This window comes from Limnohabitans sp. DM1 (assembly GCF_001269385.1).
Lineage (GTDB): Bacteria > Pseudomonadota > Gammaproteobacteria > Burkholderiales > Burkholderiaceae_C > Limnohabitans_A.
In genome coordinates this window covers 208084-230926 of sequence record NZ_CXOO01000010.1, presented here as the reverse complement: position 1 = coordinate 230926, position 22843 = coordinate 208084, and the positions used below count along the sequence as shown (strand labels likewise).

The following is a 22843-nucleotide window of genomic DNA, read 5'->3' as shown; positions in this document are numbered from 1 at the left end:
TTATTCATCCCCATCCCAATGAGCCTGAGACTTTCCATCCTTGACCAATCGGCTGCTGCCTCCGGGCGCGGCCAGGACGCGACCATTCGCCAGACCCTGGCGTTGGCGCAAAAGGCCGAGGCTTGGGGGTATGACCGTTTCTGGGTGAGCGAGCACCACAGCCACCCCAGCATCGTGGGCAGTGCCCCCGAGGTCTTGATGGCCGCCATTGCCGCCCGCACCCAGCGCATCCGCATCGGCAGCGCAGGGGTGATGCTGCCGCACTACGCGCCGCTGAAAGTGGCTGAGCAGTTTCGGGTGCTGGACGCCTTGGCGCCCGGCCGCATCGACCTGGGCGTGGGCCGCGCGCCCGGCAGCGACGGGCGCACCGCGCAGTTGCTCAACCCGGACCGCAGTGCCTCGGAGCGTTTTCCGCAGCAGCTCATGGAAATGCAAGCCTGGGTGAGTGGCCACAACCTGCCGCCCGGCCACCCGGGGCACAACGTGTTTGCCTACCCTCAGTCGGACACCTCGCCCACGGTGTGGATGCTGGGCAGCTCGGACTATGGGGCCCAATTGGCCGCCCACCTGGGCTTGCCCTATGCGTTTGCCTACTTCATCACCGATGGGCAGGGCGCAGACGAAGCGCTGCAGATTTACCGTGAAACTTTCCGGCCCAGCGCGGGCTTGGCCAAGCCTCACGCTGCCTTGTGCGTCTGGGCCTTGGCCGCCGACACCGACGAAGAGGCGCTGCGACTGTTCGAGAGCCGCGCCCGCTGGAAGATGGACCGGAATCTGGGCCGCATCGGGGCGCTCTTGCCGCCTGAAGAAGCGGCGCGTGATTACAGCCCGGCCGAGCAATTTGCCCTGGAGCGTCTGCGCGATTCGGCCCTGATCGGCTCGGCTGCCACGGTGGGCCGCAAGCTGCGCCAATTGGCCGCCCGGCTGGAAGTCGATGAAGTAGTGGTCATCACCTGGACGCATGACCCCGCCGCCCAATGCCGATCGTACGAACTGCTCGCCCAAGAATTTGGATTGGCGGCAAACTCCACGCTTTGATTTTTGAAACCCTCAGGATTTTTGACATGTTCACCACTGCAATCGCTGGCAGCTTGCCCAAACCCGCTTGGCTCGCCGAGACCGAAAAACTCTGGCCGCAGTGGACCATCCAAGGCCCCGAGCTGCAGCAAGCCAAGGCCGATGCCACACTGCTGTGGATCAAGGCCCAAGAAGACGCGGGTCTCGATGTGATTGGCGACGGAGAACAGGCGCGCCAGCACTTTGTGCACGGCTTTGTCGAGCAGGTTGAGGGCATCGACTTCGTCAACAAGGTCACCATGGGCATCCGCAACAAGCGCTACGACGCGCAGGTGCCGCAAGTCATTGCACCCTTGCGCCTCAAAGGCCGCGTACACGCCTTCGAAGCCCAGCTCGCCCGTGCCCACACGAAGAAAAAACTCAAATTCACCTTGCCTGGCCCGATGACGATTGTCGACACCGTGGCCGACCGTTTTTATGGCGACAAGGTCAAGATGGCCATGGCCTTTGCCGAATTGCTCAACCAGGAAGCGCTGGCGCTGCAGGCTGACGGCGTGGACATCATCCAGTTCGATGAACCCGCTTTCAACGTCTACATGGACGAGGCCGCTGACTGGGGTGTGAAGGCGCTCGAAGTGGCCGCGCGGGGCTTGACCTGCACCACAGCCGTGCACATTTGCTACGGCTACGGGATCGAAGCCAATAACAACTGGAAAAAGACCTTGGGCGACGAGTGGCGTCAGTACGAAAAAGTGTTCCCAGCCCTAGCCCAAAGCAGCATCCAGCAAGTCAGCCTGGAGTGCATGCACTCGCATGTGCCGATGGAGATGATGAAGCTGCTGGAGGGCAAGGACGTGATGGTCGGCGTGATCGATGTGGCCAACCCGGCCATTGAAACGCCCGAAGAAATCGCCGACACCATTGGCCGCGCCTTGCAGTTCGTGCCCAAGAACCGGCTGATAGCCTGCACCAACTGCGGCCTGGCTCCGATGAGCCGCGCCGTGGCCGAGGCCAAGCTCAAGGCCCTGGCCGAAGGTGCCAAACTGGCCAGCCAGCGCTACGCCTGAGCATCCAGCAGGTCAGTTTTGAGAGCGCTGGCCTGCAAGGGGGCGATGCCTTGACAGCCTGCGGTTGTCGCCCCTGATGAATGCCTTTGTGCAGGCAAGCCAACTTGTCACTGCGGCGGTTGAGCCTGCACATCCGAGCTGAAACAATCCTTGACGGTGAACATGATCGAGGTGAAAAACATGGCCATGACGCACAGCGCCAAAGGCATGAAGACGACCACCATCGATTGGGCATCGTCCAGCAGTGTCGACACCAGCAGTGCCAACATGCCAGAGCCCATGAATACGCCTATCCAGACCAAAACATAGAGCGCAAAGGCGCGCAGATTGCGCCAACAGGCCACGAAGCTGAAGAACAGACTTTTGACGGCTGGCAAGCCCTGCCAGTGCACCAGGGCAGGTGCATGCCAGAACATCATCGACAAGGGAATGTAAAGCACCATGGACAACCACATGGCCGCTTGAAATGACGCGTTATTGACCGCCTCTGGGGTGATGGCCGCTGCACCGAAATACACCTTGGCAAAAGTGCCGCCGTCCATCAACGCCGACGCCAACATGACCCCGATGAACAGCAAGGCATACAGGCCGCCCAGCTGGATCATGGCTTTGCGCTGCGGGCCGGTTTTGAGCGCGACAAACAACACCGCAGGCATGGGGAACTTGCCCTCGGCAGCCTCCTGAGTGGCGGCCATCGTGCCCAAAGTCAGGCTGGGCAGCACCATCAAGGCCAAGACTGGTCCGATGAACGGCACCATCGAAACCAAAGACACGGTGGCCATGAACAGGAAAAACAGGCCCGACATGGCCAGCGGCTGTCGCCAAAACGTGCGTATGCCTTGCATCGCCCAATGCGGACCAGAGCGGGCAGGGACGATGTTCAATTGCATGGTGATGTGCTCAAAAAAGAAAGGCGTTCAAAGCGTCACGGGTTGATCAATGCGACCACGCAGCACGCGCTCAAAGTGCGTGGGGTCGTGTGGCTTGAGCATCGAGGCTTCACGTGGCAGGTAAAAATCCCAAAGGCGTGAAATCCAAAAGCGCAATGCTCCTGCTCGCAACATGGCGGGCAGCAATTCACGTTCTGCAGCGCTCAAGGGGCGCACGGCCATGTAGCTGTGCAGCATGGCCAGGGCGCGATCCTGGTCGTGCCTGCCAGATGGCAAGTCGATGCACCAATCGTTCAGGCAGACGGCCAGGTCAAACAACCAGGCGTCCACGCCAGCAAAGTAAAAGTCAAAAAAACCAGTGAGCTGCTCGCCATCAAACATCACGTTGTCGCGAAACAGGTCGGCATGTACAGGGCCACGGGGCAGAGCCGCATAAGCCGCACCCTGGGCGATGTGGTTTTGGTAAGCCAGTTCACTGCGCAGCAGGGTCGCTTGCGCCTCATCCAGGTAGGGCAGCACCACGGGCACTGTTTCATTCCACCAAGGCAAGCCACGCAGATTGGGCTGGCTGCGGTTGTAATCGGATCCGGCCAAGTGCATGCGTGCCAACATGTCCCCCACAGCGGCGCAATGGGCAGTTTGGGGCTGCAACTGGCTTTTGCCTGCCAATTTGTTCACCACAGCGGCGGGTTTACCGCTGAGGGTGTGCAGCACATCGCCATCTCTGTTGGCGGCGGGGTCCGGCACCGGGATGCCGCGGCCCGCCAAGTGCTTCATCAGCAACAAATAAAAGGGCAGCTGTTCATGGGTCAGGCGCTCAAAAACGGTCAGCACATACTCACCTTGATCGGTGGTGGCGAAGTAATTGGTGTTTTCAATGCCGCCCTCAATGCCGCGCAAAGCGCACAGTCGCCCCAAATTCAGGGACTGCATCAGGTCATTGGCCTGGGTTTCGGTGACTTCGGTGAATACCGCCATGTTTGCAATCGGTGGCCCGCTGGATGGCCGCTGTGTGAACGAAGGGGAGATTGTAGGCGGGGCAGGCACTGCACACTGGGGTGGCCTGGGCAAATGAATGTGTGTTGCCGCAAGCACTCACGGATTAATATGCGGGGCTGACACTTCAAAGGCCGCACATGTTCAAAGTCCACGCCATCCCCCCAGAGCGCTTGCCTGAGTTGCTGAGTCTCATGCCCAAGGCCGAGCTGCACATCCACATCGAAGGATCACTCGAGCCCGAACTGATCTTTGCCCTGGCCCAGCGCAACGATGTGCAGCTGCCCTATGCCGATGTGGCCGCCTTGCGCAGCGCCTATGCCTTCACCAACCTGCAAAGCTTTCTGGACCTGTATTACGCCGGGGCCAGTGTGCTGCTGCACGAGCAGGATTTTTACGACATGGCCTGGGCCTATTTTGAAAAAGCCAAGGCCGATCATGTGGTGCGGGCCGAGCTGTTTTTTGATCCGCAAACCCATACGGCACGCGGTGTGGCCATGGGCGCGGTCATCGAAGGCCTGAGCCGCGCCTGCCGCGATGCGCAGACTCAGCTGGGCATCAGCGCCGATCTGATCCTGTGCTTTTTGCGCCACCTGTCCGAGGACGAGGCGCTGGCCACGCTGGAAGAAGCCATGCCCTGGCGTGAGCACTTCATCGGCGTGGGACTCGATTCGAGCGAGCTGGGCCACCCGCCCGAAAAGTTTGCCCGCGTGTTTGCCCGTGCCCGCGAGCTGGGCTTGCACTGCGTGGCCCATGCGGGCGAAGAAGGCCCGCCTGCCTACATCTGGGGCGCATTGGACGTGCTGCAGGTCGAGCGCATCGACCACGGCGTGCAAGCCATCCACGATGCGGCTTTGATGCAGCGCCTGGCCGACAGCCAGATGCCACTCACGGTCTGCCCGCTGTCCAACCTCAAGCTGTGTGTGTTCAAAAACCTGGCCGACCACAACCTGGGCCAGATGCTGGATGCAGGCCTGCGCATCACCCTCAACTCGGACGACCCGGCCTATTTTGGGGGCTACCTGAACGACAACTACCTGCAGACCTTTGCCGCGCTGCACCTGAATGCCCAGCAAGCCTACAAATTGGCCGCCAACAGCATCGAAGCGAGCTTTGCACCCGAGGCGGACAAGCACCGCTGGATGCATGAATTGAAAGTCTGTTTTCAGGGGTTTGCGGAGCAGGATTGAGGGGTTTGCCTGTCAAAATGGCGCGATGCTCAAGCAAGAATCCCAGCACACCGAATGGAAGGAAACCTGGCGCGATGACTACCTGCGCTGGGTGTGCGGCTTTGCCAATGCGCAAGGCGGCCATTTGCTGCTGGGGGTGAATGACAAGGGCGAAGTGGTGGGTCTGCCCGATGCGGCCAAACTCTTGGAAGATTTACCCAACAAGGTGCGCGACTTGCTGGGCATTGTGGTGGACGTGAACCTGCACACCGAAGGCGAGTTGCACTACATCGAGGTGGTGGTGCAAGCCTATCCCAACCCGATCAGCTACCGGGGCCATTACTACATGCTCAGCGGCAGCACGCTGCAAGAACTCAAGGGCGCGGCTCTGGACCGCTTTTTGTTGGGACGCCATGGCCGCACTTGGGACGGCGTACCGATGCCCCAGTTCAGTCTGGCCGATGTGTCTGCACCGGCCATGGCGCGGTTTCGCCAGCTGGCCCAGCGCAGCGGACGGCTGGATGCAGAGACACTGGCCGAGAGCGATGCCAACTTGCTCGACAAACTGCGTCTGAAAGAGGGGGCGTATTACCAACGCGCGACAGCCTTGTTGTTTGCCGCAGACCCCCAGCGTTTTGTGACGGGTGCGTTTGTGAAGGTGGGTTATTTCGAGTCAGAGACCGAGTTGCTGTACCACGACGAGGTCGAAGGCGCTTTGTTCCACCAAGTCAAGAACACGCTGGACTTGCTGCTGACCAAATACCTGAAGGCGGTCATTTCATACGATGGCATTGTGCGGGTGGAGACCTTTCCGGTGCCGCGTGCTGCGCTGCGCGAGGCATTGCTGAATGCGCTGGTGCACCGCGACTATGCAGTGACCGCGCCCGTGCAGATTCGGGTGTACGAAAACCGCTTGCGCATCTGGAACCCTGCGGTCTTGCCCGAAGGCTGGACACTGGACACGTTGCTGGGCGCGCATTCCTCCAGCCCGTACAACCCGGCCATTGCAAATGCCTTTTTCAGGGCGGGCGAAATCGAAGCATGGGGCCGTGGGGTGGAGCGCATTTTTGCGGCATGCGCTGCGGCGGGCACGCCCAAGCCAGTGCTGCGCTACCAACCGTTCGACATGTGGCTGGAATTCCCATTTGACCCCGCGTATTTGAAGGTGCTCAGGGCGGGGCAGGGGCAGAGCGAACAAGTCGAAGCACAAGTCACCCCCGAAGTCACCCCCGAAGTGGAGCGCATGTTGAGGCGGGTCAATGGCGAGATGAGCCGCGTTGAATTGATGAGCGCGTTGGGCTTGAAAGACGAAAAACACTTCCGTGTCCACTATCAGCAAACGGCTTTGGCCTTGGGCGTTCTGGAGATGACGGTGCCCGGTAAGCCCCAAAGTCGTCTTCAAAAATATCGACTGACGCCAGCAGGTCGACGCTGGCTTGCCAGACAGGCTTAAAACATACCCAGAGGGGGCGTGATGCGATTGGCATTTGTTTCAGATATTCATGGCAATTTGGCTGCTTTAGACGCCGTGATGGCCGACATGAGTCATCGAAAAATTCAGTGTGTGGTGAATTTGGGTGACAGCTTGAGTGGCCCATTGCTTCCCCATGAGACCGCAGCCCGACTTCAAAATTTGCCATGGCTGCATGTCGCAGGTAACCATGAGCGCCAGTTATTGAGCTTGCCGATCGAGCGTCAAAATTTGTCAGATGCATACACATCTGCTCAATTGAACCTAGAAAACGCAGTTGACCGCTTTGAACCCGCTGGAAACCCTGATGTATCCTGAACTTTGTGAGCACGAAGACGCTCACCTGGTGGGTGATACCGCTACGCACCCGATGGCACAGCCCTGGGGGGCACTGGCGGCGTTGCTCGTCGTTGCAGGGGTGCAGCCTGCGGCCTCCTCGCGCCTGGCCATTGCCCACCATGGCTGCACCCTCGGGCGCGTTCAACTGCGTTTTCTAGGTTGAATCCGTTTGTCAAAACATGGTTGGCGTCGCACGCTGATCCGTCGGACCCCCGGCTGCACACGGCACAAATTTGGTCTGAACAATTGGGCCATGATGTGGCACTGTGCCATGGCAGTCCTCGCAGCGACATCGAATATTTGTTGGAAACACCCGAAGGCGAAGCGGCCCGATTGGCGAACGTGACAGAGATTGAAGAGCGTTTGGCGGGGCTGATACCGGAAAACATCAGCTTGCTGGCCTGCGGACACAGTCACGTTCCGAGGACGGTTCGTTGGCGATCCAAGCTGCTCATCATCAATCCGGGCAGTGTCGGTTTGCCTGCTTACGATGACGATCACCCTTACCCTTTTTCCAAGTTCCATCGCATAGAGAACGGCAGCCCCGATGCGCGTTATGCGGTGGTCGAAAAATCGGGTGCGGACTGGTGTTGTGAATTGATCAGCGTGCCCTATGACCATGAATCCATGGCGATTTTGGCCGACAAGCGTGGCCGTCTTGATTGGGCGCATGCTTTGAGAACTGGATGGATGCCCAGGGTTTGAATCGAGGAGGACTGAACATGTTGTTTGTCGTTTTGTTCACTGATCGACCCGACCAAGCCGCTTGGCGTGCCACGTATTTGCAGGCCCACATTGATTGGGTGGGTGCACACCAGGCGCAAGTGCGCGTGGCCGGCAGTTTGCGCGAGCAGCTTGGTCAGGTGCCCACAGGTGGCTTGTGGATCGTTGAGTCCGAGTTCAAAGAAAGTGTCCATCAACTGAAGCAGACCGACCCCTTCTGGATTTGTGGGCTGCGCCAGAGCGTGGAGGTATTGCATTGGAGCAAAGCGCTGGACCAGCAAGTGTTGGTTTGAGGGGCTCATTGACGCCTGTGGATGGGTGCGAATTTGCGATAAACTTCAGCACATGTTGAATACATTTGTATTGATAAATCTTGTGAGTATGGTCTGCGCTCAACCAGCGCGTGGCCTGTCTTCAGGTGTTTGTTTGCGCAAGCGGTTCAACATGATTACCACCACAACCAACGCGGCCACCTGAGTTCGCGCGGGTGGCCTTACTGGCTGCCCACTGGTGGATTTCCAAACAAACCAGCCCCGGCAGCTGGATTTCACAGTTTGGAGATTTTCATGATTCATGGTTCTTTGTTTTCCGCAGCATCGGATGCATCCGATGTGCCAGGCGATGGCGCTTTGCGTGTGGGTTTGATTGGCACGGGTGTGGTGGGCTCTGGCACTTGCCAGGTGCTGGCACGCAATGCCGACCTGATTGCCCAACGCGCGGGTCGGCCGATCCGGCTGGTCATGGCCACTGCACGCAATTTGCTCAAAGCGGCTCAAGTGCTTGGGCCGGATGTGGCCTTGGTCAGCGATCCCTTGACCTTGGTGCGTCACCCGGGCATCGATGTCGTTGTGGAGGTCATGGGCGGGGTGACCCTGGCCAAGGCACTGGTGATGGAAGCCATTGCCCACGGTAAGCATGTGGTCACGGCCAACAAAGCGCTGTTGGCTGAACATGGGACGGAGATTTTTGCTGCGGCCGATGCGCAAGGCGTGATCGTGGCCTATGAAGGTGCCGTGGCGGTGAGCATCCCCATCATCAAAGCCTTGCGTGAGGGCTTGGCTGCCAACCGCATCCTGGAGGTGGTGGGCATCGTGAACGGGACAACCAACTTTATCCTGACCCAAATGCAAGAGGCGGGGCTGAGCTTTGAGGCGGCTTTGCGCTTGGCTACCGAGCTCGGCTATGCCGAAGCCGACCCTGCATTGGATGTATCGGGTATGGATGCTGCCCACAAAACGGCCTTGCTGGCCGCCATCGCCTTTGGGGCTGATGTGCCTTTGGATCAGGTGCATGTCCAAGGCATCAGCAGCTTGGAATCGTTTGACATGGTGTGTGCCCAAGCGCTGGGTTACCGAATCAAGTTGTTGAGCATGGCCAGGCAGCGGTCCGACGCTCTGGAGTTGCGGGTGCATCCGGCCCTGGTGCCCGAGAAGCATTTGCTGGCGCAAGTACCGGGCGCGATGAATGGCATTTGGGTGAATGCGGATGCGGCTGGGCCCACGTTCTATTACGGTGCAGGAGCGGGTTCACAAACCACGGCCTCAGCGGTCGTGGCCGATTTGATCGATGTGGCACGACTGGGGTCTGCTGGCTTGTATGCACGGGTGCCGCATCGCTCGGTGCCCTCGGGCGTGATTCGGTCGTTGCCCATCTTGCCCATCGGGCAGGTGGCCTCGCGGCATTACCTGCGCTTTGCGCTGCATGGGCAGCCTGAGTGCTTGGCCTGTCTGACTGGATGGCTGCAGGATTGGGGTGTGGACGTAAAGCAGTGGACGCATGTTCAGCACCCTGAGGATCCCTCGCGTGATGCTTGGGTGGTCTTGACGCCATCGCTCCCAGGTGATGTTTTGCTGGATGCGCTGGCGGGGCTGCGTCATATATCTGGAGGCCTTGTCCCCGTTGCTGTGTGGCGCGTAGAAGATTTGGATTTGTGATGCACTTTTGACGAGCAGGACTGGCTTGCCATGTAAAATCCACTCCCGAAGCCCGCCGCCCCGGCGGGCTTTGTTTTGTTCAATCTCGGGGCCATGTAGAGGACTACCATGTATAAAAACCTCGCTGCCATGCTCGTGGCCGCCTGCTTTTTTTTTCCTGCCGTTCAGGCACAAACTTCCACTCCAACGCCAGTCAAAGCTACTGAGCCCATCAAGGCCGGTTTTGTCTATGTCTCGCCCATCACCGAGGCGGGCTGGACGCGTCAGCACGACGAGGGCCGAAAGGCCGTTGAGCGGGCTTTGGGCGATCAGGTCAAGACCACTTTTGTGGCCGATGTGCCCGAGGGTGCGGATGCCGAGCGCGTGATCCGCGACCTCGCTAACCAAGGCCACCAGATCATTTTCACGCCCAGCTTTGGCTACATGGAGCCCACGCTCCGAGTGGCCAAAGACTTTCCGAATGTGAAGTTCGAGTCAGTGACCGGCTTCAAGACCGCACCCAACGTGGCGGCCTCCAACGCCCGTTATTACGAGGGCCGCTATTTGGCGGGCATCGCAGCCGGGCGCATGACGCAAACGAATGTGGCCGGTTATGTGGCGGGCTTTCCGATTCCAGAAGTCCTGCAGGGCATCAACGCCTTCACTTTGGGCATGCGCTCGGTCAACCCCAAAGCCAACGTCAAGGTGGTCTGGCTCAACGCCTGGTTTGACCCCCCCAAAGAGCGCGAAGCGGCCATGGCCTTGTTCAACCAGGATGTCGATGTGATCGCCTTCCACACGGGATCGACCGCCGTGATGGCCGCGGCCCAAGAGCGCGGCAAGATGGCCGTGGCCTACCACTCCGACATGCGCAAGATCGGGCCGGATGCGCAGATCATCGCCGTGACCCACCAGTGGGGCGACTACTACACGGCCCGCGTCAGGGCGGCCATGAATGGCACCTGGACTTCAGGCAGTGTGTGGGGCGGCGTCAAGGACGGCATGATCCGCGTCGGCGACTTTGGCCCTAGGGTGCCCAAGCAGGTTCAGGACGAAATCCTGGCCAAGCAAAAGCTGGTGGGCTCGGGCAAGTTGTTGCCGTTTGCAGGTCCGATCACCGACAACGAAGGCCGTGCCGTGCTGCCCGCAGGCCAAAGCCTGAACGATGGCCAAATCCTGGGCATGAACTATCTGGTTCAGGGTGTGCAGGGCAAGGTTTTGCGTTGAGGCCTGAATGTCATTGCGAGGAGCGCAGCGACGCGGCCATCCAGTGATAGCACTTGCGCACACACTGGATCGCCGCGCCTCGCTCGCGATGATGATCGTGGGCATTGCGGGATGCATGATGACGCGGCAATCCAGTGGTGACTCTCATCGTTGGACTGGATCGCCACTAAAATCGAGCCCATCACCAAAGGGCATACCATGAGCATCAAGAGCGATAAATGGATCCGACGCATGGCCGAGCAGCACGGCATGATTGAGCCGTTTGAGCCGGGACAGATCCGTCAAAACGCCGCAGGTCAAAAAATCGTCAGCTATGGCACCAGCAGCTATGGCTATGACATCCGCTGCGCCCCTGAATTCAAGGTGTTCACCAACATCTACAGCACGGTGGTTGACCCGAAGAATTTTGACGACCGCAGTTTTGTGGACATTGAAGGGGATGTCTGCATCATCCCGCCGAACAGTTTTGCACTGGCCCGCACGGTGGAGTACTTTCGTATTCCACGCAATGTGCTGACCATTTGCCTGGGCAAAAGCACCTACGCCCGCTGCGGCATCATCGTGAACGTGACGCCTTTCGAGCCGGAGTGGGAAGGCTATGTGACGCTGGAGTTCAGCAACACCACCCCGCTGCCCGCCAAGATCTACGCGGGTGAAGGCTGTGCCCAGGTGCTGTTCCTGGAGAGCGACGAAGTGTGCGAAACCAGCTACAAAGACCGTGGCGGCAAATACCAGGGCCAAGTGGGCGTGACATTGCCCAAAACCTGAGCCTTGAAACCAGAGTCAAAAAATCAGATTTTGGGGAGCTCAGCCCAAAATGAGACAATAGCGGGTTAATGACCGACTCTTTTTCCAATTTATCGCTGGCGCCCACGCTGGCACGAGCCGTAGCCGAAATGGGCTACGAATCCATGACGCCCATCCAGGCCCAAGCCATTCCAGTGGTGTTGACGGGCCAGGACGTGATGGGCGCAGCCCAAACCGGTACCGGCAAAACCGCTGCTTTCTCGCTGCCTTTGTTGCAGCGCCTGCTCAAGCACGAAAACCCCTCCACCTCACCAGCACGCCACCCGGTGCGCGCTTTGGTGTTGTTGCCCACGCGTGAGCTGGCCGACCAGGTGGCCCAACAAATTAAGATGTACGCCAAGTACACCCAGCTGCGCAGCGCGGTGGTGTTTGGCGGCATGGACATGAAGCCCCAGACCCTGGAGCTGAAAAAAGGTGTGGAGGTGCTGGTCGCCACGCCAGGGCGTTTGCTGGACCACATCGAAGCCAAAAATGCGGTCTTGAATCAAGTGGAATATGTGGTGCTGGACGAAGCCGACCGCATGTTGGACATCGGCTTTTTGCCCGATCTGCAGCGCATCCTGAGCTTTTTGCCCAAGCAGCGCACCACGCTGCTGTTCTCGGCCACCTTCTCGCCCGAAATCAAGCGCCTGGCTGGCAGCTACCTGCAAAACCCCATCACCATTGAGGTAGCGCGTCCCAACGAGACGGCTTCGACGGTCGAGCAGCGTTTTTACGCCGCGCAAGACGACGACAAGCGCCGCGTGATCCGCAAGGTGCTCGACGACCGGGGCATCAAGCAGGCGTTCATCTTTGTCAACAGCAAACTCGGCTGCGGCCGCTTGGCCCGTTCGCTGGAGCGTGAAGGCTTGCGCACTGCCGCTTTGCACGGTGACAAGAGCCAAGACGAGCGCCTGAAAGCGCTGGAAGCCTTCAAAAAGGGCGAAGTCGATTTGCTGGTGTGTACCGATGTGGCCGCCCGTGGCCTGGACATCAAAGATGTGCCTGCGGTGTTCAACTTCGATGTGCCTTTCAACGCCGAAGACTATGTGCACCGCATTGGCCGTACCGGCCGTGCCGGGGCTTCGGGTTTGGCAGTCACGTTGGTCAGCCCTTCCGACACCCGCTTGGTGGGCGACATTGAAAAGCTGATCAAAAACAAGATCGAGGTCGAAACCGTGCAGCTGGAGACACGGCCCGCAGCCCCTTCCGCAGGAAAATGGGGCGAACGCCCTGAAGACCGCCCCCGTGCACGCCCCTACGAAGGCCGTCGACGTGAAGAGTTTGACCCCCGTGACGCCTTGGAGTCCCCACGCCGAGGGGGCTTTCGTCCCGCGCCCATCAGCCGCGATCCGTTTTTTGAAAAGCCCTACGAGGCTTCGCAAACCGATGTGGCCCCCAGCTGGGAGCCCAGTGGTCCCAAGCCCGTGCGTTCGTCGATTTCGGCCAACATCAAGCCCAAGCGCAAGGTGGCGGCCCTCTTCAAGTCGGGCGATTGATTCTCTGGGCCAAGGGCATAAGGGCCCGGTCTTTACCCGGGCTTTAAAGAAGTGACTCGGGGCGCTGTCAAAATCGGCACATGCGCCCTTATTTTCTAGCCTCCACTTTTTCTTCCACCGCTCGTGTCGCTCGGCCGACTTGCTGGACGTTGACCCCCATTTCTCGCCTTCTGCTAGCTGCCAGCTGTGGTGTCACGGCCTGGCCAGGATTGGCGCTGGCGCAAAGCGCAACGCCCAGCCCGACCACCGATCTGGGCAGGGTGGAGATCCGCAGTAACCGCAACATCGACACCGAAGTGAGGCGCGAATCCACGGCATCCAAGATCGTGATCGGCCGTGAAGAAATCGAAAAACAAGGCGATGCCACCTTGAGTGAGGTGCTCAAGCGCTTGCCGGGCGTGACCATCGGTGGTGCACCCGGACGAGGCGGGGCGATTCGCATGCGTGGGCTGGGCAATGGCTACACGCAAATCCTGCTCGATGGTGAGCGCATGCCGCCTGGCTTTTCGGTGGATTCTCTGACGCCAGAACAGGTCGAGAAGATCGAAATTTTGCGCTCACCCACAGCCGAGACCGGCGCACGCGCCATTGCGGGCACCATCAACATTGTGCTGCGCGAGGGTCAAAAAGCCAGCCCTGATGACCTGAAGATCACCCGCAGCCAGGAGCATGGGCAAGACTCCAGCCAGGTCAATTGGGTGCACAACCTCAAGACCGAGCCAGTGACCGGGACCTTCACGGTGTCCGCCATGGACAACTACCGTGCGGACGCGTCCACCATCGTCACAGACTCTTCACAAACCACCGACCGTGTGCGCGAAAGCACCAGCCTGGGCCACCGCCAGGCGATTCACGCCAATGCCCGCTTGCAATGGAAAGGTGAGCAGGGGCGAAGCCTCACGCTCATGCCCTTTGTCATGGCGTCCGACTGGAACAGTCAACTGAATGCCCGGGTGACAACCCTAGAGAGTCCTCTCGTGAGTGACAGCATCCTGTCACAAACCCACAGCCGTTTTTCCATGGGCAGGCTCAATGGCCAATGGTCTGCGCGCCTGTCGGCCGATGACCGGCTGGAGCTGAGATTTGGTTTGGGTGAGTCCCGCTATGACTACCGCATGGACCAGACCGGTGCATCCGGTGTGTTGAGCGGCAGCGGCCAGCCCTTGCTGCGCAATGGGTTTGAGACGCAAAATTTTGTAGACACAAGCGGCAGCTTGAATGGCAAATGGACTCGCGCACTGGACAATGGCTACCAGATCGTGAGCGGTGTCGAGTTGGAGCAGGTGCAGCGTGATGAAAAGGGCAATGCGGCCAGTTCAGAAGACGCAGGCAACCTCAATGCCAAAACCCGTCGATGGGCGGCTTACACGCAAGACGAATTCAAGATCAATGCCAACTGGTCGGCTTATGGGGGCTTGCGCTACGAATCAATTTTGACTGAAGGCACGGTCAATGGTGTGCTCAAGCGCAATGAAAGTTCGATTTGGACGCCACTTTTGCATGCCGTATGGAAACCCGATGCACAAAAGCGCGATCAGGTGCGTATGAGCTTGACCCGCAGCTACAAGACGCCGACGCTTTTCAACCTGATGGCGCGCTATGTGCCCTCCTTGGGGGAGAACACTTGGACCCAGCCTGACCGCACGGGCAATCCGGACTTGAAGCCCGAGCTGGCGACGGGTGTGGATGTGGCGTTTGAGCGCTATCTGGATCAGGGTGGTTTGCTCAGTGCCAACTTGTTTCATCGCAACATCACGAATTTGATCCGCTACACCACGGCATACAACAGTGCGACTCAGCGCTACATTTCTTCACCCGCCAACGTCGGGGATGCCTACACCCAAGGTGTGGAGTTGGAGGCCAAGTTCCGGCTCAATCAGTGGATGGCCGATGCATTGCCGGTCGATATCCGCGCCAACACCAGCTTTTTTCATTCGCAGGTCAAGGATGTGCCCGGACCCAACAACCGTCTGGACCAGCAGCCCAGCATGACGGCCAATCTGGGGGCGGACTACCGCATGCGCAGCCTGCCTTTGACTTTGGGCGGCAACCTCAACTGGAACCCTGATTACAGCACCCAGCGTACCGAGCAGCAGCTGAATTACCAAGGGGTCAAGCGGGTGGTGGATGTGTATGGCCTGTGGCGTTTTTCGGCGGTCACAGCCTTGCGGCTTACGGTCAGCAATTTGGTGCCGCGTGATTACCAAACGGGCAGCACCTTCGTCAATGGGGCCTTCCGCGAGTGGGCTCAAACCACCGACCGCAATTGGCGCAACCTCCAACTGCGTTTGGAAATGAAAATTTGAGCGGTACTGCGGCATCAGGTTGTCGCAAGTTGTGCAGGATACGGCGCCCCCTTGTGCCAAGATGCCGGATCATTTGAACCGGAGACCAAGATGCCCCTCAAAGACGCCGCCTGGCATGACCGCATGTACAACAACCGTGCACTGGTGCCGGATTTTGCGGACCACTTTGCACACTGGATGAGCGCCTCGGCCCAGGCCCGACAGGCACTCCCGTGCACACTGGATGTGTCATATGGAGATGGGCCCAAGGAGACGCTGGACATCTTCCCGGCTGAACAAAAAGATGCGCCTGTGGTGATCTTTATTCACGGCGGTTATTGGCGCAGTCTGGACAAATCAGACCACTCGTTTGTGGTGCCCGCCTTGCGCGAGATGGGGGCTTGCACCGTGGTGGTCAATTACGCCTTTTGCCCAGGCACAGAGGATCAGCCTGTCACCGTGCCCGACATCGCTTTGCAGATGACTCAGGCGAGCGCCTGGGTCTGGCGACACATTGCCCAATATGGCGGCAATCGCGACAACATCACCGTCATGGGGCATTCGGCGGGCGGTCATCTGGTGGCCATGCTGCTGGGCTGTGACTGGAAGCGGGTGGGACGCGATTTGCCCGCAGGCCTGGTGCGCAAGGCCTTGTCGATTTCAGGCTTGTTTGATCTGGAGCCCCTGCGCAAAACGCCTTTTTTGAATGCTGATTTGTGCTTGACCCCGGCGCATGTGCGCATGGCCAGTCCCGCCAAATGGCAGCGTCCGAGCAAAGGCGTGCTTTACACCGTGGTCGGGGGCGACGAGAGCCCGGAGTTTTTGCGCCACAACCGTTTGATCCACCAGGCCTGGGGGCCCAAGACGGTGCCCGTCTGCGAAGACCTGCCAGGCCTGAACCATTTCAGCGTGGTCACCGAACTGACCCAAAGCGGCAGCCGCTTGAACGCCTTGGCCCGCGAATTGATCGGCCGCTGAGCTGTCCACCCCCGGGGACATGCCGGACTTAGCGACTGCCGGCCGATGGGGGCAGGGTCGGTCGGCGGTCAAAGACCCGGGCAAATACGAGCGATCAAACGGCAGGCCAAAGGCCTGCTTTTCGGTTTGCAGGCACGCTCAGTTTCCATTGGCTGGCAAGGGCTGGAACTGTCAGTGGCAGGCGCAGCAGCCGTTTGTCTCGCGACACCAGGGCTATTAGCTGGCGCTCACGCCCCAGCAGGGCAGGCAGATCGTCCAATTTGGACAGGCGCCAGCTGCCGCCCTGGGAGTGACCACCTTTGACAGGGCCCACGTCCAGGCCCAGCCACTCATCCCCCGCAGCCAGTCCCGCTGCTTCAGCGGCGCTGCCGCGCAGCACGGCCTTGATCTGCACGCTGGCGCCGGTCTCGCTCACACGCAGTCCCAGGCGTTGGGCCATGGGCGATGTGTCGGCACTGACTTCGATGCCTTGTGCGCTGAGCAGATCGCGCAGTGGCAAGTCGGTGGTGCTGTGGACCCATGCCTTGATTTCAGGCTGCCAGCTGCGGCCTGTGAGGGCTTGCAGTTCATCCAGCAGGTCTTGTTCACGCATCGGTCCGGCTTTGCAGCGTTTCCACAAGCCGCGCATCACGCTGTCCAGCGTGTGACCTTCAGCCGTGAATTCCTGGCGCAGCGTCAGGTCCAGGCACAGCGCCACCAGAGCGCCTTTGGTGTAGTAACTCACGGTGGCGTTGGGGGTGTTCTCGTCTTGCCGGTAGTACTTGACCCAGGCGTCAAAGCTGGCCTGTGCCAAGGTCTGCACTTGCCGGCCTGGGGTTTGCTGCACCTGGGCGATGGTTTTACCCAGCAGTTGGATGTACGTGGCGTCGTCGATCAGCTCTGCGCGGCGCAGCAGCAGGTCGTCGTAATAGCTGGTGAAGCCTTCAAAGAACCACAGCAACTGGGTGTAGTTTTCCTGCGTGTAGTCATAACGGGCAAAAGCATCAGGGCGCAGTTGCTTGACGTTCCAGGTGTGGAAGTATTCGTGGCTGATCAGGCCCAGCAAGGTGGTGTAGCCCTCACCCGTGTGCGGGCTGGTCTGGCGCGGCAGATCAGAGCGTTTGCAGATCAACGCGGTGCTGTTGCGGTGTTCCAGCCCGCCGTAGCCGTCGTGCACGGCGTTCAGCATGAACACGTAATCTTTGTGTGGGGCTTTGCTTGCTGCCTGCTTGCCTTGGCCGTGCCAGAAACGGATGAGGGTTTCGCAAATCTTTTGCGTATCGGCCAACAACCGGTCACCGTCAAACGAGGGCAGGGCCCCGGCCACCACAAAGCGATGCGGGATGCCGCAGGCCTTGAAGCTTCCCGACCAGAATGCCCCCAACTCCACCGGGCTGTCCACCAATTCATCATAGTCAGCAGCTTGAAACAGGCCAAAGCCTCGCTTGTCGGTTTCAACGGCTTTCAGGCCCGTCGTTGCCAACCAGTTGGGCTGGCCTTTGACGGGGTGCAGCTGCAAGTGCTGCGGTTGATGCTCTTGTCCGTGGACCCGCAGGCACAGGCTGGTGCCGTTGAAAAAGCCCCGTTGCGTGTCCAGCCAGGCGGTGCGAACCGAGTTGTCAAAGGCATAAACCTCGTAGCTCAATACCAGCGGTTCACCGATGCGGCAGGTGATGACCCAGGTGCATTTGTCCTGCTGCGCAACAGGGGCGGCGCGGCGGCCTTGCCGGGCTTGCAGTTTTTGAAGGTTTTTTGAAAACTCCCGGACGAGGTAGCTGCCGGGTATCCAGACAGGCAGTGACACGGTCTGCTGCGGCGCCGGTTCGCGGATGGTCAAGGTGACGCGAAACAGGTGCGCGTGAAGGTCGGCGGCTTCGATGCTGTAGGTGGTGGCGTGCATGGGGCGCGTTCGTTCAAGTCAAAAGGAGAGGGGTGCTCGGCGAGCAGTTCAAGCTTGGCCCAGGGCCGTCAGCAGCTGGGTGTGGATGCTCCCAAAACCGCCATTGCTCATGCACAGCAGATGGTCGCCCGGACGGGCCTGCGCCAGCACCTGCTGGATGACTTCCGGCACGTTGGCACCCACTTGCGCCCGCTCGCCCATTGAGGCGAGTGCTGCGTTGGCGTCCCAGTCCAACCCGCCCGAATGGCAAAAGGCCAGGTCGGCTTCTTCCAGGCTCCAGGGCAATTGGCCCTTCATGGAGCCCAGCTTCATGGTGTTGCTGCGCGGCTCAAAGATGGCCAGGATGCGCGCATGGGGGCCGATCTGGCGACGCAGTCCGTTGACGGTGGTGCGGATGGCGGTGGGGTGGTGCGCAAAGTCGTCGTACACGGTGATGCCGTTCACTGTGCCACGCACTTCCATGCGGCGTTTGACGTTTTCAAAGCTGGACAGCGCTTGTGCAGCCACGCCCGGGCTGACGCCGATATGTTCAGCTGCGGCGATGGCGGCCAGGGCGTTGAGCTGGTTGTGCACGCCGCCCAATGCCCACTGCACCTGAGCCACGGCCTGGCCCGCCTGACGGACCTGGAAGCTGGACGGCTCGCCCTCAGCCACAAAGTCACTCACGGTCGAGCCGAAGGTGCGCACGTCGCTCCAGCAGCCTTGAGCCAGCACTCGGGTCAGGCTTTCTTCCAGGCCGTTGACCACCACGCGGCCAGAGCCGGGGATGGTGCGCACCAGATGATGGAATTGCCGCTCAATGGCGGCCAGGTTGTCGAAGATGTCGGCGTGGTCGAATTCCAGGTTGTTCAGGATGGCCGTGCGCGGATGGTAATGCACAAACTTGCTGCGCTTGTCGAAGAAGGCGGTGTCATATTCGTCGGCTTCGATCACAAAATAGCGGCCGCCGCCCAAACGTGCCGATACGCCAAAGTTCAACGGCACACCGCCCACCAGAAAACCGGGCTGCAAACCGGCGTGTTCAAGCACCCAACTCAGCATGGAGGTGGTGGTGGTCTTGCCGTGCGTGCCAGCCACCGCCAGCACATGACGACCTTGCAGCACATGCTCGGACAGCCACTGCGGGCCGCTGGTGTAGGGCGCTCCGGCTTCGAGAATGGCCTCCATCAGCGGAAATTTTGGCTTTCCGTCGGGCAGTCGGGCGCGGCTGACCACGTTGCCGATCACGTAGATGTCGGGTTTCAGCACCATTTGATCTGCGCCAAACCCTTCGATCAACTCGATGCCCAAAGCCAGCAGTTGCTCACTCATGGGCGGGTAGACCCCGGTATCACAACCAGTGACCCGATGACCGGCTTCGCGTGCCAGTGCTGCCAAACCACCCATGAAGGTGCCACAAATGCCCAGAATATGAATATGCATGCGGGGGATTTTAGGCGCCGTGGGGTAAGTGCCCCTGCTGTGCACAGGCACAATCCATTCGCATGAACGATGTTGCACATGAAATTGCTGCCACGGCGGCGCGCCTGGTGGTGGAAGAAGGGCTGGCTTTTGGCCCTGCCAAGCACCGCGCCCTGAAAGAGCTGGGTTTGCCGGGGCGCACGGCCTTGCCCTCCAATGAAATCGTCGAGAGCGAGGTGCGCGATTACATTGCCCTGTTTTGCGCCGACACCCAGCCCCAGGAGTTGCGCGCTTTGCGCGAATTGGCACGGATATGGATGCAACGGCTGGTGGCATTTCGCCCGCATTTGGGGGGCGCCGTCTGGCAAGGCTGGGCCACACGGCTGTCGGACGTGGATTTGGCCTTGTTTTGCGATGACCCCAAATCGGCCGAGATCGCCTTGATCAACCAGAACCAGCGGTATGAGGTCCAGACGGTGCGCGGTATGCACGGCGATGACGTGGATGTGCTGAGCGTGCACAGTTTTTGTGAGGCCTTGGGCGAAGACATTGGCGTGCATCTGCGCATTTATGACCTGGATGACTTGCGCGGGGCCTTGCTGCCCGATGCTCAGGGCCGCTCTCCCCGAGGCGATTTGCAGGCGCTGGAACGTTTGCTGGCCGCTTGAATCACAATCACACCCATGACAGAACAACTGCAAACGCGCTCCAGGCGAAACTGGATGTTGGGGGCGGGTGCCTTGGCGGCATCCGGTGGAGCGGCCTTGTCTTGGTGGCGATTGCAACCGGGCACCCAAGCACCCGGCGCCGTGCATGCCCTGTGGTCTCAAAAGTTTGAAACGGTTTCCGGAGAGGTGCTGGACATGAGCGCATTTCGAGGTAAACCGCTGCTGCTGAACTTTTGGGCGACATGGTGCCCCCCTTGTGTTGAAGAGTTACCCCTGATCGATGCCTTTTGGCGCGAACAGCATGCGAACGGCTTTCAAGTTCTGGCATTGGCCATTGATCAACCCAGCGCCGTGAAACGTTTTCTGGCGCGTCAACCTCTGGGTTTTCCGGTTGGTCTGGCGGGCTTGCAAGGCACGGAGTTGGCCAGATCATTGGGAAACAGTGCAGGCGGATTGCCGTTTAGCGTCTTTTTTAAAGAAGATGGCACCATTTGGCTGCAGAAGCTGGGGCAACTCTCGTCCGGTGACTTGATCAAGTGGCGCACGCAGCGGACTTGAATCCTGAAGAGTCGGCAAACCTTGAGCTCTTTTTGCCGTTTATGTCAAATTTAATTAAAAAATCAAAATTTCGCTCAAAGAAGACGCTGATTTAGCGTGCTTTTGCTGAAAATTGGTGTAAATTCAATACATTACGTTGGCTTACGCAATGGAGGACTTTATGGACTTGCGCAAACTCAAAACCCTGATCGACTTGGTATCTGACTCAAACGTCTCCGAACTGGAGATCACCGAAGCTGAAGGCAAGGTGCGCATTGTCAAAAGCATGGGCGTTGCTGCACCCGTGATGATGCAACAAGTGGCAGCGCCAGTCGCAGTTGCAGCCCCCGCCGCTGCTGCGCCTGCTGCAGAAGTTCCCGTCGCGGCTCCAGCCGGTCATGCGGTGAAATCCCCCATGGTGGGCACTTTTTACCGTTCTTCCAGCCCGGGTGCTGCACCATTCGTGCAGATTGGCTCGGTCGTGAAGGAAGGCGATACCGTGTGCATCATTGAAGCGATGAAGATCCTCAATGAAATCGTGTCCGACAAGTCTGGAACTGTGACCCAAATCCTGTGCGAAAACGGTCAAGCGACCGAATACGGCCAGCCCTTGTTCATCATCGAATAAAGCGAACGGGAATTTCATGTTCAAGAAAATCCTGGTGGCCAACCGCGGTGAGATTGCCCTGCGCATCCAGCGTGCGTGCCGCGAACTCGGCATCAAGGCCGTGATGGTGTACTCAGAGGCGGATAAAGAAGCCAAATACGTGAAGTTGGCAGAAGAAGCCGTCTGTATTGGGCCTGCGGCCTCGCCCCTGAGTTACCTCAATATGCCCGCCATCATTTCGGCGGCTGAAGTGACCGATGCAGAAGCCATTCACCCTGGTTATGGCTTTCTCAGTGAAAACGCGGACTTCGCTGAGCGTGTGGAAAAAAGCGGTTTCCAGTTCATTGGTCCGACACCCGAGTCGATCCGCATCATGGGCGACAAGGTCTCGGCCAAGCAGGCAATGATCCGCGCTGGTGTGCCTTGCGTGCCGGGCTCAGAAGGCGAATTGCCCGATGACCCGGTGCAGATCCGCCGCGTGGCCAAGAGTGTGGGTTACCCGGTGATCATCAAGGCCGCAGGCGGCGGCGGTGGTCGCGGCATGCGCGTGGTGCACACCGAGGCAGCCCTGATCAATGCGGTGCAAATGACCAAGGCCGAAGCCGGTGTGGCTTTCGGCAATCCCGCGGTCTACATGGAAAAGTTCCTGCAAAACCCACGCCACATCGAAATCCAGATCCTGGCCGACAAGCACAAGAACGCGGTGTATTTGGGTGAGCGCGACTGCTCCATGCAGCGGCGCCACCAGAAGGTGATCGAAGAAGCGCCAGCACCGGGTATTCCCCGCAAGTTGATTGAGAAAATCGGTGAGCGTTGTGTGGCCGCCTGCAAGAAAATCGGTTACCGTGGTGCGGGCACTTTCGAGTTCCTCTACGAAAACGGCGAGTTTTATTTCATAGAAATGAACACCCGTGTGCAGGTGGAGCACCCCGTGACCGAATGGGTCACAGGTGTGGACATTGTGAAAACCCAAATCATGGTGGCAGCTGGTGAAAAGCTGCCTTTCACCCAGCGTGATATCCAGATCCGGGGCCACGCCATTGAGTGTCGCGTGAATGCTGAAGATCCATTCAAATTCACACCTTCACCGGGTCGCATCACGTCCTGGCACATGCCGGGTGGTCCTGGTGTGCGGGTTGATTCGCACGCCTACAACAACTACTTTGTGCCGCCCAACTACGATTCGATGATCGGCAAAATCATCGTGCACGGCGATACCCGTGAGCAGGCTCTGGCCCGCATGCAGACCGCCTTGGCCGAGACCGTGATCGAAGGCATCAGTACCAATATCCCGCTGCACCGTGAGTTGATGGTGGACGCCAAGTTCATGTCCGGAGGCACCAACATCCATTACCTGGAACACTGGCTTAGCCAGCACAAGCGCTGAGACG

Annotated in this window: 22 protein-coding genes; 18 read left to right on the top strand and 4 right to left on the bottom strand. The window is 59.4% G+C overall.

Annotated features, from left to right (window positions below; translation table 11 throughout):
• Positions 1–18 precede the first annotated feature (18 nt).
• Together AMM33_RS02310 and AMM33_RS02305 are read left to right on the top strand one after the other, a co-directional pair.
• Positions 19–1038, top strand: a complete 1020-nt coding sequence (locus AMM33_RS02310; protein ID WP_194945183.1) for an LLM class flavin-dependent oxidoreductase — start codon at positions 19–21, stop codon at positions 1036–1038.
• A gap of 26 nt (positions 1039–1064) precedes the next feature.
• Complete coding sequence (locus tag AMM33_RS02305; protein ID WP_090138750.1) at positions 1065–2084, top strand: methionine synthase; 1020 nt, start codon at positions 1065–1067, stop codon at positions 2082–2084.
• Between the two features lie 107 nt (positions 2085–2191).
• On the opposite strand, the gene AMM33_RS02300 is transcribed toward AMM33_RS02305, so the two are convergent.
• Together AMM33_RS02300 and AMM33_RS02295 are read right to left on the bottom strand one after the other, a co-directional pair.
• Positions 2192–2974 (bottom strand): BPSS1780 family membrane protein, encoded by a 783-nt coding sequence (locus tag AMM33_RS02300; RefSeq protein ID WP_090138379.1) that lies wholly within the window; start codon positions 2972–2974, stop codon positions 2192–2194.
• 27 nt (positions 2975–3001) lie between these two features.
• Positions 3002–3952, bottom strand: coding sequence for a homoserine kinase (locus AMM33_RS02295; RefSeq protein ID WP_090138378.1), 951 nt, complete (start codon positions 3950–3952; stop codon positions 3002–3004).
• 158 nt (positions 3953–4110) lie between these two features.
• On the opposite strand from AMM33_RS02295, the gene AMM33_RS02290 reads away from it, so the two are divergent.
• The 12 genes from AMM33_RS02290 to AMM33_RS02240 all read left to right on the top strand — a co-directional run bounded on the left by AMM33_RS02290 (position 4111) and on the right by AMM33_RS02240 (position 16360).
• On the top strand, positions 4111–5160 hold the full coding sequence (locus AMM33_RS02290; protein ID WP_090138376.1) for an adenosine deaminase: 1050 nt from the start codon (positions 4111–4113) through the stop codon (positions 5158–5160).
• Positions 5161–5185: 25 nt separating this feature from the next.
• Positions 5186–6592 carry a Fic family protein gene (locus tag AMM33_RS02285; RefSeq protein ID WP_090138375.1) on the top strand — a complete coding sequence of 469 codons (1407 nt, stop codon included), beginning with the start codon at positions 5186–5188 and terminating at the stop codon, positions 6590–6592.
• A 21-nt stretch (positions 6593–6613) separates the two neighbouring features.
• On the top strand, positions 6614–6928 hold the full coding sequence (locus AMM33_RS02280) for a metallophosphoesterase family protein (RefSeq protein WP_090138373.1): 315 nt from the start codon (positions 6614–6616) through the stop codon (positions 6926–6928).
• A complete protein-coding gene (locus tag AMM33_RS22320; RefSeq protein WP_228767902.1) occupies positions 6918–7112 on the top strand; it encodes a hypothetical protein in 195 nt (64 codons plus the stop codon). The genes AMM33_RS02280 and AMM33_RS22320 overlap by 11 nt, the downstream gene beginning before the upstream one ends.
• 95 nt (positions 7113–7207) lie before the next feature.
• Complete coding sequence (locus tag AMM33_RS02275) at positions 7208–7654, top strand: metallophosphoesterase family protein (RefSeq protein ID WP_228767900.1); 447 nt, start codon at positions 7208–7210, stop codon at positions 7652–7654.
• Between the two features lie 17 nt (positions 7655–7671).
• A complete protein-coding gene (locus AMM33_RS02270; RefSeq protein WP_090138369.1) occupies positions 7672–7965 on the top strand; it encodes a YciI family protein in 294 nt (97 codons plus the stop codon).
• A 273-nt stretch (positions 7966–8238) separates the two neighbouring features.
• Entirely contained in the window at positions 8239–9606 is a 1368-nt protein-coding gene (locus tag AMM33_RS02265) for a homoserine dehydrogenase (RefSeq protein WP_090138749.1), read from the top strand.
• Positions 9607–9714: 108 nt separating this feature from the next.
• Positions 9715–10812, top strand: coding sequence for a BMP family ABC transporter substrate-binding protein (locus AMM33_RS02260; RefSeq protein ID WP_090138367.1), 1098 nt, complete (start codon positions 9715–9717; stop codon positions 10810–10812).
• A 198-nt stretch (positions 10813–11010) separates the two neighbouring features.
• Entirely contained in the window at positions 11011–11580 is a 570-nt protein-coding gene (dcd, locus tag AMM33_RS02255; protein WP_090138747.1) for a dCTP deaminase, read from the top strand.
• 68 nt (positions 11581–11648) lie between these two features.
• Positions 11649–13097 (top strand): DEAD/DEAH box helicase, encoded by a 1449-nt coding sequence (locus AMM33_RS02250; protein WP_090138365.1) that lies wholly within the window; start codon positions 11649–11651, stop codon positions 13095–13097.
• A 149-nt stretch (positions 13098–13246) separates the two neighbouring features.
• The gene (locus AMM33_RS02245; protein ID WP_228767899.1) at positions 13247–15403 is read left to right on the top strand and encodes a TonB-dependent receptor plug domain-containing protein; all 2157 of its coding nucleotides are present in this window, start codon (positions 13247–13249) and stop codon (positions 15401–15403) included.
• A 90-nt stretch (positions 15404–15493) separates the two neighbouring features.
• Positions 15494–16360: an alpha/beta hydrolase gene (locus AMM33_RS02240; RefSeq protein ID WP_090138361.1), complete on the top strand. Its 867-nt coding sequence runs from the start codon at positions 15494–15496 to the stop codon at positions 16358–16360.
• 94 nt (positions 16361–16454) lie between these two features.
• Here the strand turns inward: AMM33_RS02240 and AMM33_RS02235 are convergent, their stop codons facing one another.
• Both AMM33_RS02235 and mpl read right to left on the bottom strand, forming a co-directional pair.
• Complete coding sequence (locus AMM33_RS02235) at positions 16455–18239, bottom strand: M61 family metallopeptidase (RefSeq protein ID WP_090138359.1); 1785 nt, start codon at positions 18237–18239, stop codon at positions 16455–16457.
• A 48-nt stretch (positions 18240–18287) separates the two neighbouring features.
• Positions 18288–19661: a UDP-N-acetylmuramate:L-alanyl-gamma-D-glutamyl-meso-diaminopimelate ligase gene (gene mpl, locus AMM33_RS02230; RefSeq protein ID WP_090138745.1), complete on the bottom strand. Its 1374-nt coding sequence runs from the start codon at positions 19659–19661 to the stop codon at positions 18288–18290.
• Positions 19662–19723: 62 nt separating this feature from the next.
• On the opposite strand from mpl, the gene AMM33_RS02225 reads away from it, so the two are divergent.
• The 4 genes from AMM33_RS02225 (at position 19724) to accC (ending at position 22839) form a co-directional block, all read left to right on the top strand.
• A complete protein-coding gene (locus AMM33_RS02225; RefSeq protein ID WP_090138357.1) occupies positions 19724–20308 on the top strand; it encodes a hypothetical protein in 585 nt (194 codons plus the stop codon).
• Positions 20309–20449: 141 nt separating this feature from the next.
• Positions 20450–20866, top strand: coding sequence for a TlpA disulfide reductase family protein (locus AMM33_RS02220; RefSeq protein WP_369802388.1), 417 nt, complete (start codon positions 20450–20452; stop codon positions 20864–20866).
• A gap of 160 nt (positions 20867–21026) precedes the next feature.
• Positions 21027–21473: an acetyl-CoA carboxylase biotin carboxyl carrier protein gene (gene accB, locus AMM33_RS02215; protein ID WP_090138353.1), complete on the top strand. Its 447-nt coding sequence runs from the start codon at positions 21027–21029 to the stop codon at positions 21471–21473.
• Positions 21474–21489: 16 nt separating this feature from the next.
• Positions 21490–22839, top strand: a complete 1350-nt coding sequence (accC, locus tag AMM33_RS02210; protein WP_090138351.1) for an acetyl-CoA carboxylase biotin carboxylase subunit — start codon at positions 21490–21492, stop codon at positions 22837–22839.
• Positions 22840–22843: the final 4 nt, after the last annotated feature.

Bases quoted from the DNA above. Each gene is read 5' to 3' on its own strand.
- AMM33_RS02235 (WP_090138359.1), bottom strand. From the start codon at position 18,239: ATGCACGCCACCACCTACAGCATCGAAGCCGCCGACCTTCACGCGCAC.
- AMM33_RS02305 (WP_090138750.1), top strand. From the start codon at position 1,065: ATGTTCACCACTGCAATCGCTGGCAGCTTGCCCAAACCCGCTTGGCTC.
- AMM33_RS02280 (WP_090138373.1), top strand. From the start codon at position 6,614: ATGCGATTGGCATTTGTTTCAGATATTCATGGCAATTTGGCTGCTTTA.
- accB (WP_090138353.1), top strand. From the start codon at position 21,027: ATGGACTTGCGCAAACTCAAAACCCTGATCGACTTGGTATCTGACTCA.
- AMM33_RS02250 (WP_090138365.1), top strand. From the start codon at position 11,649: ATGACCGACTCTTTTTCCAATTTATCGCTGGCGCCCACGCTGGCACGA.
- AMM33_RS02285 (WP_090138375.1), top strand. From the start codon at position 5,186: ATGCTCAAGCAAGAATCCCAGCACACCGAATGGAAGGAAACCTGGCGC.
- AMM33_RS02260 (WP_090138367.1), top strand. From the start codon at position 9,715: ATGTATAAAAACCTCGCTGCCATGCTCGTGGCCGCCTGCTTTTTTTTT.
- AMM33_RS02265 (WP_090138749.1), top strand. From the start codon at position 8,239: ATGATTCATGGTTCTTTGTTTTCCGCAGCATCGGATGCATCCGATGTG.
- AMM33_RS22320 (WP_228767902.1), top strand. From the start codon at position 6,918: ATGTATCCTGAACTTTGTGAGCACGAAGACGCTCACCTGGTGGGTGAT.
- dcd (WP_090138747.1), top strand. From the start codon at position 11,011: ATGAGCATCAAGAGCGATAAATGGATCCGACGCATGGCCGAGCAGCAC.
- AMM33_RS02240 (WP_090138361.1), top strand. From the start codon at position 15,494: ATGCCCCTCAAAGACGCCGCCTGGCATGACCGCATGTACAACAACCGT.
- AMM33_RS02310 (WP_194945183.1), top strand. From the start codon at position 19: ATGAGCCTGAGACTTTCCATCCTTGACCAATCGGCTGCTGCCTCCGGG.
- mpl (WP_090138745.1), bottom strand. From the start codon at position 19,661: ATGCATATTCATATTCTGGGCATTTGTGGCACCTTCATGGGTGGTTTG.
- AMM33_RS02290 (WP_090138376.1), top strand. From the start codon at position 4,111: ATGTTCAAAGTCCACGCCATCCCCCCAGAGCGCTTGCCTGAGTTGCTG.
- AMM33_RS02295 (WP_090138378.1), bottom strand. From the start codon at position 3,952: ATGGCGGTATTCACCGAAGTCACCGAAACCCAGGCCAATGACCTGATG.
- AMM33_RS02225 (WP_090138357.1), top strand. From the start codon at position 19,724: ATGAACGATGTTGCACATGAAATTGCTGCCACGGCGGCGCGCCTGGTG.
- accC (WP_090138351.1), top strand. From the start codon at position 21,490: ATGTTCAAGAAAATCCTGGTGGCCAACCGCGGTGAGATTGCCCTGCGC.
- AMM33_RS02270 (WP_090138369.1), top strand. From the start codon at position 7,672: ATGTTGTTTGTCGTTTTGTTCACTGATCGACCCGACCAAGCCGCTTGG.
- AMM33_RS02300 (WP_090138379.1), bottom strand. From the start codon at position 2,974: ATGCAATTGAACATCGTCCCTGCCCGCTCTGGTCCGCATTGGGCGATG.